Here is a 13,095-nt window from a genome sequence, read left to right on the forward strand (position 1 = left end):
TCATGTTAAAGAATTATCTAAAAATTGCTTGGCGAAACCTGGCCAAGAATAAACAACAGACCATAATTAATCTATTGGGTCTTACCATTGGTACGGTCAGCTGCCTTACCATTCTATTGTATGTCTTTGCCCAAACGGGTTATGATGAACATCATGAAAACGCCGAATCCATTTATAGGATACAGACCAATATAGAAGGAACAGGATCGGGTACGGATGGCGCACGTGTTGCGGGATCATCGCCTCCGATTGCCTTTGCGGCCAAAGAGGACTTCCCAGAAATCGAGGAGGTGACCAGAGTGGTTTTGGTAGACCTCTTCAATGTGGATATCATAAGGGCGGCCGGTGAAGAGAGCGGATTTTACGAATCCAAGGCCTACTTGGCCGATTCCACCCTTTTTAAGGTGTTTAACTATAAGTTGTTGGAGGGCGATCCCACAGCCTTGAATGAACCGAGTACCTTGATCCTTTCCTCAACTTTGGCGAAAAAGTTGTTTGGAGGTCAAAAGGCCCTGGACAAAACAGTTGAAATTTCCGGCTATGACGGTGACCCTCTGAAGCTTACGGTAAAAGGGGTTTTTGACGAGACCTTTGGGAAATCACACTTAAAACCCAATTACATCATCAGTATGAACACCCCAGGTCTGGGCGAGTGGGTAAAGGGTAATGACAACTATGCACAGAACAATTTTGCCTATACCTATTTAAAGTTAAAACCAGGTACCAGCACCAAGGATTTGGTACGAAAATTCCCGAATTTCTTGCAGGAACGGGGAGGCAGTGATCTTGAGGATATAAACATGAAGAAAGAGCTGCTTCTTCAAAATGTGACGGACATCCACTTGCATTCCCAGGGAATCACTGGACAGATCGATAGGGTTTCCGATATCCAATACCTTTATTTGTTATTGACCTTGGCCTTTTTTATTCAGCTTGTGGCCTGTATCAACTTCATTAATCTGAGCACGGCCAGGGCCAATAAGAGGGCTAAGGAAATAGGGGTCCGAAAGGTCGTCGGTGCGGACAGGAAATCCTTGGTCTCACAATTTTTGGGGGAATCCCTTTTACTATCTTTTTTCTCGATTTTGGTGAGTATCCCCATTACGTTGGTATTGTTGCCCTTTATCAACGAATTGGCACAAAGTAACCTTACCTACATAGACCTACTTCGTCTAGAAATAGTATATTCCCTTCTGGGCATGGGGTTTCTCACTGGGCTCATAGCCGGTATTTATCCGGCCTTGGTATTATCCTCCATAAAGCCTGTTTCGGCCATAAAAAGCACCATAAGCCTACAGTCCGGAAATAGTGGACTACGAAAGGGTTTGGTCGTTTTTCAATTTGTGATATCCATCACCTTGATCAGTATGGTAATCATCGTTATTCAACAATTTAACTATACCCAACAAAAGAATCTTGGGTATGAAAAGAACAATTTGATAGGCATCCAATTGAACACACGCAATGCCAGGGATAAATTTGAAGGACTAAAATCAGAATTTTTAAAAGTTCCCGGGGTTACCGAAATTTCCGGGAGTAGGGTTTCTCCTTCGGAGGATATTATTAACGGCGCTAGCTTTTATCTGCCGGGGAGAAATCCTGAAGATCGAACCCAGGCACAGGTGAATCTTGTAGGGAAGAACTATATAAATACTATGGGAATCGTTCTTTCAAAAGGTAGGGATTTTAGGGAATCGGATAGCACCCAAATTATTGTCAATGAAGCTACACTTAAAGCCTTTAATATTGAACCAGAAGATGCGTTGACCTCCAGACTGTTGACAGGAGGAGAGAACGAATTTGAAATTGTAGGGGTTATGGGCGATTTTCATTTTTCCTCCCTCAAAGAGGCCATTCAGCCCTTGGTACTTTTTAGGGATGGTGACCCGCATCGGTTGTTGCTCCGTTTCGAGACCTCCAATTATGGGGAATTGATGGCCAATTTAGAGGGGATCTGGAAAGCAAATGTCAAGGATTCACCGTTTGTCCCGGCATTTATCGATAAAGAGGTAGAAAAACTATACGAGGAAGAGAAGCGTGTGGGCCAAATCGCTGCTTTGTTTACCATCTTGGCCATAATCATTAGCTGCCTGGGTCTCTTTGGGCTGGTGTCTTATATAGCGGAACAAAAGAAAAAGGAAATCGGTATTCGAAAAGTATTGGGTGCCAGTATTAATTCCGTAGTACAACTGTTGACCAAGGACTTTCTAAAACTGGTCGGGATTGCCTTTCTGATTGCCTCGCCTATAGCCTATTATTTTATGCAGCGCTGGCTTGAAGATTTTACCTATAAAATCGAAATTAATGTATGGGTGTTTGTCCTGGCCGGAAGTTTCGCGCTGGTCATTACTTTGCTAACAGTAGGCTTTCAATCCATAAAATCCGCTGTTGCCAATCCGGTGAAAAGTTTGCGTACGGAATAGATCATCAACCTGTCCGCCCTGGGCGGATCAAAAAACGATAAGACCATGTTTCGAAATTATCTAAAGACAGCTTGGAGAAGCCTTATTAAAAATAAGCTTCAAACCACTATAAATCTTCTGGGCCTAACCGTGGGTACGGTTTGTTGCCTCAGTATTTTGGCTTATGTGAATGCACAATTTGGGTACGATACCCATCATGAGAATGCTTCTGACCTATATCGGGTCAGAACAAAAAACAAGAGCATAAAGAACAACAGTATAGATTCTGATTTTGGTACGGCCAGCCCCCCTATAGCGTTTGCCCTAAAGGAGGATTTTCCAGAAGTGTCCGAAGTATGTCGTATCGTGTATTTTGGGGAGGGCAATGAACAATTATTGCGGGTCTCGGACAGTAATGAGGGGTACTACGAACCTAGAGGCTATGTAGCTGATTCTACCTTTTTTAGACTATTTAAATATCCCCTTTTGGAAGGTAATGGCAACGAGGCCTTAAAAGCCCCGAACAGTATGGTGCTTTCTTCCGTCTTGGCCCAAAAACTCTTCGGGACCGAAAGGGCGTTGAACAAAACCTTGGTCTTGGGAGCAGGAGAGCAGCAAATGAACATTACGGTTACCGGAGTTTTCCAAGAAGGCGTGCATAAAACCCATCTTAATCCGAATTATATTCTAAGTATGACCTCACCTGGAATAGGGGCTTACGTAAGAAGTGTACAGAATTTTGCAACACAGAATTTTGTACATAGTTATTTAAAACTCGTTCCCGGGGCTGATGCCATGGCTATGGAGAAAAAACTCCCGGACTTTTTACAGGCAAGGGGATCAAGCGATTTGGCCGCGGCCGGGTTTGATAAAACACTGTTACTGCAACCCGTAAAGGATATCCATCTGTATTCCAAAGGGATTGAAATGCAGATCGATGTCGTTTCCAATATTGAATATCTATACGCCCTTCTGTTATTGGCGGCGATCATTCAATTGGTCGCTTGCATCAACTTTGTGAATCTCAGTACGGCAAGGGCAGGCAAGCGTGCCAAGGAAATAGGTGTACGTAAAACCGTGGGTGCCGAAAAAGGGTCCCTGATCAAACAGTTTTTGGGAGAATCCGTACTGTTGTCCTTGATCGCGGTAGTAATATGCATCCCTATTACCATTGCATTATTGCCATTTATGAACGCTTTGACGGAAGGCAATTTAGTTTTTTCAGATGTCTTGAATTTTAGGATACTAATGCTTCTATTCGTTGTTGGGATGGTTACCGGGCTTTTAGCAGGATTTTATCCGGCCCTTATCCTGTCTGCTATAAAACCGGTAAAGGTACTCAAGGGAATAATCGATGTTAAATCCGGGAATGGGAATTTTAGAAAGGCCTTGGTCGTATTTCAGTTTATAGTTTCCATAACCCTGGTTACTGCCGTAATCATCGTTACCCAGCAATTAAAATACGCCCAGACCAAGGATATGGGCTTTGATAAGGAAAACCTGCTGGCCGTACGTCTGGGCACCCAGGATGCACGGGACAAGTATGATGCCATCCAGTCCCAGATGACATCCATTTCCGGGGTCTCTCAGGTGGCAGGCACCAATACCTATCCTTCCGGCCTGATCATGAGGGATATGGGTATGCATTTGCCAGGAATGGATGATACCAATCAGACCGGGGTCTTTTATAATGGCATAACAGAAAACTATTTCAACACAACAGGCACAAAATTATTAGCTGGTAGGGCATTAAGGGCAAACGATAGCAGCCAAGTGATAGTGAATCAAGCCACTTTGGACGAGTTCAACATTAAACTGGAGGATGCCTTGGCATCGACACTGGTACAGACCTATGAGGGGGAGAGCTCCACTTATGAAATTGTCGGTGTTGCCGAAAATTATCATTTTGCAACCTTAAAATCGGCCATAGATCCTATTCTACTATATAATGATACCAGTCCGGATTGGGTCGTCCTAAAAACGGAAACCAAGGACTTTAGAACCTTGCTCGCAAATCTGGAGGATACATGGAAATCTATTAATCCAAGTACCCCTTTCGTCTATACCTTCATTGATAAAGAAGTGGAGAAATTATTTGCCGAAGAAAAACGTCTGGGTCAAATTTCCTTGGTGTTTACCTTATTGGCCATATTGATCAGTTGTCTTGGCCTTTTTGGCCTGGTTTCCTACGTTGCCGAACAGAAGAAGAAGGAGATTGGAATCCGAAAAGTTCTGGGGGCCAGTATCAACTCCGTGGTACAGCTCCTGACCAAGGATTTTCTAAAACTGGTCGGGATTGCCTTTTTGATAGGTTCCCCTATAGCCTATTATTTTATGCAACGCTGGCTGGAGGGTTTTACCTATAAAATCGAAATTGAGTTCTGGGTATTTGTTCTGGCCGGAGGTTTTGCCTTGGTCGTCACTTTGTTAACCGTTGGTTTCCAATCGATAAAATCCGCCATTGCCAATCCGGTAAAAAGTTTACGCACGGAATAAACCATTAAAAACGAATAGTGATGCTAAGGAATTATTTTAAAACAGCTTGGAGGACCATCCTAAAGAACAAGGCATTGTTTTCGATCAATATCATAGGACTTTCTTTGGGAATCGCTACCTGTTTGGCCATTACACTTTTTGTAGTGGATGAATTGAGCTACGATCGTTTTAATGAAAAGGCCGACCAGATGGCGCGAGTAATATTAAAGGCCAAACTGGGGGATGAAATCATAAGGGAATCATCGGTTCCGGCACCCGTGGCAGCAACTTTAGTGGAAGAATTCCCTGAAGTTTTGGATGCTACCCGCATCAGTAATACGTATGGCCTGCAAAAGGTAACCTATAAGGAGAACACCATCAGAAAGGGAAAAATGGTGTTTGTGGACCCTAATTTTTTCAAACTATTTACCCTACCCTTGATAAAAGGAGATGCAAATACCGCTTTAGACGAACCTAATACTGTGGTACTGACCAGAAATCAAGCAGAGACATACTTTGGCAAAGAAGATCCACTCAATAAGGTCATTACCATTGAAGATCGGGGATTATATACGGTAACCGGTGTCATTGAGGAAGTTCCGGCGAATTCCCATTTTCATTTCGACCTTTTTGCCTCAATGGAAGGGAATCCGGACGCCAAAAATCAAAGATGGATGCAGGGAAGTTATACCTCGTACCTCCTACTTGCAGAGGGAACAAACCTGAATCAATTTGAGAATAAGCTACCTGCCATTGTAAAGAAGTATATGGGATCACAGTTGGAGGAAGGGTTGGGAATGACCTATGAAAAGTTCTTGGAAACAGGGAATGAGGTAGGTTTATATCTTCAACCTTTGAAGGATATACACCTCTATTCGAATTTTACGGGAACCGGAGATTTTGAAGCAGGTGGGGATATCAATACGGTTTATATGTTTTCGGCCATCGCCTTGTTTATGCTTTTGATAGCCTGCATCAATTTTATGAACCTTTCCACTGCCGGTGCTTCAAAAAGGGTAAAGGAAATAGGTATGCGGAAAGTTTTGGGTTCTAGAAAAGGACAATTGGTAGGTCAGTTTTTGACGGAGTCCTTGATTGCCGCATTGATTGCGATGGTAATAGGGTTCATTATACTCGCCTTGGCTTTACCATATTTTAATAATCTCTCCGGCAAATCCTTGGAAATCGATTACCTTTTTAGCCCTCAGGTCGTATTGGCCCTTATTGGCCTAACGGTGCTGACTAGCTTTTTGGCCGGAGGGTACCCCGCCTTTTTTATGTCATCCTTTAAACCTATTCAAACCTTAAAAAACAGGTTTACTACCCATGGAGGTAAGGGTATTAGAAGCGGTCTTGTAGTGTTCCAGTTTGTGATATCCGTAGGTCTTATAATTGGTACGTTGGTCGTGGGCCAGCAGATGGACTATATTCAGAATAAGGACATCGGATATAATCGGGAGCAATTGATCGTAGTTCGGGATGCCTTTTTATTGGGGAACAATGTGCCAGCATATAAAGATGAACTCCTAAATAACCCTAATGTTTTAAATGTTTCCAACTCTTCCTTTATACCCGCCGGCCCTACCGATAACAATATGCAGATGATATCCCCGGTCCACAATACCGAATTGAAAAGGCGGACCAATTTTTACTTTGTAGATCAGGAGTACATCCCAACCATGGGAATGGAAATAATAGCTGGGAGGAACTTTTCCAAAGAATTCGGCACGGATAGCACCAATGTTATTATTAATGAAACAGCCATCAAGACCTTTGGATTGGAAGGAAACCCCATTGGGCAAACGGTACTGCGTTCAACGGATTTGGAAGGAGGTAGGGAAAGGTTGAATATTATAGGTGTTGTAAAGGATTTTCACGCAAGATCCTTGCACGAACCGATTGAGCCTTTGATGATGATGCTAAGTAACAATGAGGTTACCGGGCTCATTGTTAAAAGCAAAACGGCAGATATCTCCAGCCTCATCGGCAACATGAGGAAAGAGTGGGAGTCATTTGGATCTGGGGAAATTTTTGACTATGCCTTTTTGGACGAATTATATAATGAGACCTATTTCAAGGAACAAAACATGAATTCGATTCTACGGATTTTTGCATTGCTCACGATATTCGTGGCTTGCTTGGGGCTCTTTGGATTGGTAACCTTTACCGCGGAACAACGATTTAAGGAAATAGGGATACGAAAAGTATTGGGTTCCTCGGTACCTCAGATCATAGGTTTACTGGCCAAGGATTTTTTAAAACTGATCCTAATTTCCATGGTCATCGCGTTTCCATTGGGATACTACCTGATGGGCAAATGGCTTCAGGATTTTACCTATCGCATAGAAATGGAATGGTGGGTATTTGCCTTGGCAGGACTTATGACCCTATTCATAGCATTTTTCACCATAAGCTATAGAAGCATACAAGCGGCAAATGCCAACCCTGTAAAGAGTCTAAGGGCAGAATAAAAGGAACCTAGACCCGCCAGGTTTTTAAACCTGGCGGGTCTAAAAAAAGAAAATCATGATTAAAAATTACTTGAAAATAGGGATTCGAAATATACTGAAGTACAAGGCCTTTTCATTTATCAATGTTTTTGGATTGGCCGTAGCCATGTCCGTGAGTATGCTCATCATACTCATGTTGATAAATCAAAAGAGTTATGATCAGTTTCATGAAAAGAAAGACAGTATTTATAGGGTAAACATAGACCCTGCCAATCACAAGCGTCCATATGCCTCGGGTCCTGCACCCTTGGCGGAGACCCTACGAACGGATTATCCCATTATAAAGGAAGCCACCCATTTACTTAAAGGATTTGGCGGGGATGCGGTCCATAACAACAGTTTTTCCGAAATGCGTGGGTATTTTACCGATAATGCCTTTTTTGAAATATTCAGTTTTGAGCTCGAAAAAGGCGATAGGGCTAACGCCTTAACAAAACCCAATACCATGGTCCTATCACATGAAGTGACCCAACGACTTTTTGGGGATGAAGACCCATTAGGGAAAATAGTGGACTTCGCCGACCGGGGCATAGACATGTTTACGGATGAGGCCAAGGCACCAACGGATTGGGGTACCTATACGGTTACGGGCGTGCTGGCCGATAAGGATTATAAGACCCATCTGGAATTTGATGTATTGGTTTCCACGGCTTCATTAAAACAGTTGTATCAAGAAGGGAAAATGTACGACGCTTCTGAAAATTGGGGCGATTATTCTAGATGTTATACCTATGTTTTGGCGGAAGACAACGTAGACGAAAAAGAGCTAAATTCAGCATTGGCCAATCTAGCCGATGAAAAATATAAGGGAGATGCGAATTTGGAGGGGTCGAAATTTATGGTTCAAGCATTGACCAAGCTCACTCCAGGGCCCGTTTTGGGAAACGACCCTTCATCGAACTTGCCCATGTTTGCCTACTATATCCTCGCTGGTTTTGCCTTGTTGGTCATGATACTGGCCATTCTCAATTATACGCAATTGTCTATTGCCAGGGCGGTGACCCGATCAAAGGAAATCGGGATACGAAAAGTGAATGGTGCCTTTAGAAAAGATTTGATCGTGCAATTTCTAAGTGAGTCTATGGTTTTGGTATTTCTTGCGCTGATAGTAGCGGGCTTTTTCCTGATTTTTATGCGTTGGGCACTTCTAAATCTATGGATGAACCAATTTTTGGGATTTGAACTTGTTCCCAATACCACGGTCTACATTGCCTTTATAAGTTTCACTTTCTTTACCGGGCTCATTGCGGGTATTTTCCCTGCGCTCCGGCTCTCCGGATATCGGCCGGTGAGAATTTTGAAAGGTGCGGATGAAACTAAACGAGGGCGGTTGGGCATGCGGAAAACGTTGACCGTTACCCAGTTTGTCTTTTCCCTATTCTTTATCGTCACGGCGATTGTTGTGTACAATCAGTTTAGGCACTATATGGATTATGAATATGGTTTTAATGCTGAGAACATCATAAATATAAACCTTCAGAGCAATGATTACAAACTGGTAAAGGAAGCATTCCATTCGGTTCCAGGCGTTTCGGGAATAGCAGGAACGGCCTACTATCCAGGTACGGGAAGAAATGACAACACCACTTTGACCAAGCCGGGTACCGAGGAACCGATCGAAGCCATTGATTTGAGGGCAGATGAAAATTTTATCGAATTATTGGATATTGGACTAATTGCCGGACGAAATCTACCGGCTTCGGAATCCAATTCGTTTGTAGTGGTCAATAAGACCACCGCCCAAACTTTTGGGTATGAAAATCCTGGTGACATCGTCGGGGAAATGTTCTATGAAAGAAACGGGGACAAGACCGTTGAAGTGATAGGTGTGGTGGAAGATTTTACATTCTTTCTTCTCTTTTCTTCAAAGAAGACGGGCCCCATCGTATTGCGGAACGAGCCAGAACGGTTCAACTTTGTCAGCCTAAAAACGGCTTCGGCCGATCAAGATCAACTTATCGCGCAATTAGAGGAGGCATGGAAGACGGTAGATCCCATACACCCTTTGAAGTATGAGTTTTATGAACATAAGTTGGAAGGCTATAATCAGGCGGTTTTTGATTTGGTGGCGGTTATTGGATTCTTTGCCTTTTTGACCATAACCATTGCATGTTTGGGGTTATTGGGAATGGCCATTTATACTACGGAACGACGTACCAAGGAAATCGGCATCCGCAAGGTTTTGGGTGCCGACGGATTCATGCTGGTTTATCTGCTTTCCAAGGAGTTCCTGATTCTATTGGGTATTGCGGTGATCATTGCGGCTCCCTTGAGTTATTATGTCAACAATTTTTGGTTGGATTTCTTGGTGATCAAGGTATCCTTCGGGTTTGGAACAATCCTATTGGGGTCGCTCCTTATTCTGCTTTTAGGCTTTTTGACCATCGCGCCACAGACACTCCGTGTTTCCAATCGCAATCCAATTACATCATTAAGAATCGAATAAATACTATCCAATGAAGCGTATACTATTCACAGCCTTATTTGGTATCTGTATTTTAGGAGCAATTGCACAGGATGGGACCAAAGTGCCCTACGGTTATAATGAAAGTGTCGGCAAATATTTTGAAGTCACTACGGATACAAAACTGTATTATGAAATTTATGGCGAAGGCGAACCGATCCTCATGCTCCATGGAGGAGTTTATGGCTATATCGACGAGTTTGAATTTTTTATCGATTCACTTTCAAAAAACTATCAAGTTATCTGTCTCGCGACCAGAGGACATGTAAAATCCGATATTGGACATGAGCCTTTTACCTATGAACAGCGGGCCGGGGATGCCAAGAAGCTCTTGGAGCATTTAAATATCGAAAAGGCGGGGATCATTGGATTTTCGGACGGGGGCTATGCGGCCTACCGGTTAGCTGCCGACTATCCTGAAGTGGTTGAAAAGATGGTCGTAATAGGATCAGGTGACCGCCCGGTAGGGTCAGGGGTAAATTATGGCTATTCCGAAGAGAAATTAATGAAAGAGGCAGGAGGATATTTTAAAAAACGCCTGGCCGCCATGCCGGAACCAAAGCGATGGAATGAAAGCTTGCAATGGCTCAATGCACTTTATGAAAATGAAGTGGTGAGTGAAAAGGTCTTCAAAAAGATTGATTGTCCCGTATTACTTTTGGCGGGAGATAAAGATCAATACTCAAATCCAGAAGCCCTTTTAAAAGCACATGAATCCATAAAGGAATCGAATTTATCCATCATCCCTGGTTGTGGCCATGTAGTTTTCTATTGCAATTGGAACGCCGTTTGGGCCGTTGTCGAACCCTTTTTAAAAAAATGATCATGTTCAAAAACCACCTTAAAATCGCATGGCGGAACCTGAAAAGAAACCCCTTGTTCTCATTGATCAATATTCTGGGACTTTCTACGGGAATGGCCAGTGCCTTCCTAATTTATTTTTGGGTTACGGACGAAATCATGGTAGACAAGTTTCATGTAAACGAGCCAAATCTTTATCAAGTTCTAATGAAGAGTGAGGAAAACGGTATAATAAGAATACTTGACGGAACACAGGGACCTCTTGCGGAGGCCTTGGAAAAAGATCTACCAGAAGTGGAGCATGCCCTAACCGTTATGGATGGTGGAAAGTTGGGTATGAGTATTAGCTTTAAGAATGAAGAAAATATGTTTAAAACTGCCGGACTTTTTGCCAGTAAAACTTTTTTTGACGCTTTTACTTTTCCGTTGATTCATGGCACCGCCTCTCAGGTACTATCCGACAAGGACGCGGTTGTCATTTCGGAAAATTTTGCCATAAAACTATTTGGTTCGGTCGAAAACGCCATGAACCGTCAAATGGAATATAATATGTTTGGCAACGAACATTCCGCCAAAGTAACCGGAGTATTTAAAAATGTTCCCAACAATTCGACCTTGCAATTCAATTTTGTAGCTACTAGGAAAAAACTGTTGGAGGACATTTGGACCAATGGCCAGGTTTGGACCAATACCGGACCGGACACCTATGTCTTGTTGAAGCCAAATGTTGATATTGCCACCTTTAATTTAAAAATCGAAAGATTTATAGACAAATATGATGAATATAATACGTTCAGTCTTTTTACACGAAAATTCTCGGATGCCTATCTAAAGGGGAACTATGAGAATGGTGTTCAAAGCGGGGGACGGATTACCTACGTAAAACTATTTTCTTTTGTTGCCTTGTTGGTTTTGCTTATTGCTTGCATCAATTTTATGAACTTGTCCACGGCAAGGGTCTCCCGTAGGTTTAAGGAGATAGGGATCAAAAAGACATTGGGCAGTACCAAAAGAATTTTGGTGGTTCAGTTTTTGGCGGAATCCATCTTCATTACCTTTCTCTCATTGGCCTTGTCCTTAGTACTGGTTATTTTGCTTATACCGGTCTTTAATTTTATTACGGGAAAAGAGCTTGGTATGGATTTGATCTTTCAGCATATGTCCATACTTCTTTTGGGCACGCTGGTAACAGGATTTATATCCGGGAGCTACCCAGCGTTCTATCTATCCGGTTTTAGTCCGTTGGCAACGTTAAAAGGGAAATTTCAAGGCAAGGGAACGGAATTATTTGCGCGTAAGGGATTGGTGGTCTTTCAATTTATGGCGTCCTTGGTATTGATTATATCGGTATTGATTATTAGTGACCAGATAAATTTTGCCCTTACCAAGCCCATGGGGTATCAAAAAGAAAATTTGGTCCATTTTGATCTTGAAGGAAAAGCGTACGAAAATGCACCGGTATTATTTGATGAGATTGAAAAAATTGACGGGGTTGAAAGTGTAGGCGGTATAAGTGAGTCCCTTATCCGAGAGGATGGCGGCTCTTCTACCTATGGTATAGATTGGCCTGGGAAAGCTGAAAATTTGGAGATTGATTTTGTACTTCGCCGTGTGGATGAAAATTTGATACAGACCATGAATATTGAGATGGTAGCAGGGGATGTATTTACTCCGGAATTGGGATCTCCGGAATCCTATCTTGTACTAAACGAGGAAGCCGTAGGATTAATGGGCCTAAAAGATCCCGTTGGCAAAAAAATACAGCTATGGGGCGAGGACAAGACTATTTTGGGAGTCATGAAAAACTTCCATACAGCTTCGGTAATGCAACCTATTTCCCCAGTGGTATTTAGGTACGCCCCCAATCTTGATTTGGCCATGGTTAGAATACGACCGGGAACTGCTGCAAAGACCATTGAAAGCCTTGAGCAAATCTACACTAGCTTTAACCCCGGCTTCAATTTTAGCTTTGGCTTTCAAGATCAATCCGTAAATGCACAGTATCTGACGGAGCAGCGTATTTTAAGCCTCTCCAAGTATTTTGCTTTTTTGGCTATTTTTATTTCTTGTCTCGGATTATTTGGTCTAGCGGCCTTCAATACGGAGCTAAGAATAAAAGAAATCGGCATTCGTAAAGTATTGGGATCATCATCGCTGGGAATATTAAGATTGCTATCATCGGATTTTATAAAATTGATTGTATTGTCCATTGCCTTGGCAATACCCATAGCTTGGTATGCAATGAGCGATTGGCTGTTACAATTTGCATATAGGATTACAATCAGCTGGTGGGCCTTTGCCGTGTCCGGCATTTTGGCCATAACTATAGCGATGATTACCATAAGCTTTCAAGCGATTAAAGCTGCAAATGCAAACCCTGTCAAAAGTTTGCGTACCGAATAGATAGTGCATACACTGAAACCAAATGACATGAAAACACAAA

The 13,095-nt window shown here is 42.7% G+C and carries 6 protein-coding genes; all 6 read left to right on the forward strand.

The features are described from left to right. Positions 1–2 precede the first annotated feature (2 nt). Genes D7Z94_RS03425 through D7Z94_RS03450 form a run of 6 tightly spaced genes read left to right on the forward strand, consistent with a single transcriptional unit; the run spans position 3 to position 13,055 of the window. Positions 3–2,423 carry an ABC transporter permease gene (locus D7Z94_RS03425; protein ID WP_120710112.1) on the forward strand — a complete coding sequence of 807 codons (2,421 nt, stop codon included), beginning with the start codon at positions 3–5 and terminating at the stop codon, positions 2,421–2,423. 45 nt (positions 2,424–2,468) lie between these two features. Beyond that, entirely contained in the window at positions 2,469–4,898 is a 2,430-nt protein-coding gene (locus D7Z94_RS03430; RefSeq protein WP_120710113.1) for an ABC transporter permease, read from the forward strand. A 20-nt stretch (positions 4,899–4,918) separates the two neighbouring features. Continuing rightward, positions 4,919–7,348, forward strand: a complete 2,430-nt coding sequence (locus D7Z94_RS03435) for an ABC transporter permease (protein WP_120710114.1) — start codon at positions 4,919–4,921, stop codon at positions 7,346–7,348. A 55-nt stretch (positions 7,349–7,403) separates the two neighbouring features. Next, positions 7,404–9,833 (forward strand): ABC transporter permease, encoded by a 2,430-nt coding sequence (locus D7Z94_RS03440; protein WP_120710115.1) that lies wholly within the window; start codon positions 7,404–7,406, stop codon positions 9,831–9,833. Between the two features lie 10 nt (positions 9,834–9,843). Then, positions 9,844–10,674 carry an alpha/beta fold hydrolase gene (locus D7Z94_RS03445; protein WP_120710116.1) on the forward strand — a complete coding sequence of 277 codons (831 nt, stop codon included), beginning with the start codon at positions 9,844–9,846 and terminating at the stop codon, positions 10,672–10,674. A 2-nt stretch (positions 10,675–10,676) separates the two neighbouring features. Next, the gene (locus tag D7Z94_RS03450; protein ID WP_158594581.1) at positions 10,677–13,055 is read left to right on the forward strand and encodes an ABC transporter permease; all 2,379 of its coding nucleotides are present in this window, start codon (positions 10,677–10,679) and stop codon (positions 13,053–13,055) included. Positions 13,056–13,095: the final 40 nt, after the last annotated feature.

Origin of the sequence: Ulvibacterium marinum (genome assembly GCF_003626755.1) — a bacterium.
GTDB classification, from domain to species: Bacteria; Bacteroidota; Bacteroidia; order Flavobacteriales; family Flavobacteriaceae; genus Ulvibacterium; species Ulvibacterium marinum.

Bases quoted from the DNA above. Each gene is read 5' to 3' on its own strand.
- D7Z94_RS03450 (WP_158594581.1), top strand. From the start codon at position 10,677: ATGTTCAAAAACCACCTTAAAATCGCATGGCGGAACCTGAAAAGAAAC.
- D7Z94_RS03425 (WP_120710112.1), top strand. From the start codon at position 3: ATGTTAAAGAATTATCTAAAAATTGCTTGGCGAAACCTGGCCAAGAAT.
- D7Z94_RS03435 (WP_120710114.1), top strand. From the start codon at position 4,919: ATGCTAAGGAATTATTTTAAAACAGCTTGGAGGACCATCCTAAAGAAC.
- D7Z94_RS03430 (WP_120710113.1), top strand. From the start codon at position 2,469: ATGTTTCGAAATTATCTAAAGACAGCTTGGAGAAGCCTTATTAAAAAT.
- D7Z94_RS03440 (WP_120710115.1), top strand. From the start codon at position 7,404: ATGATTAAAAATTACTTGAAAATAGGGATTCGAAATATACTGAAGTAC.
- D7Z94_RS03445 (WP_120710116.1), top strand. From the start codon at position 9,844: ATGAAGCGTATACTATTCACAGCCTTATTTGGTATCTGTATTTTAGGA.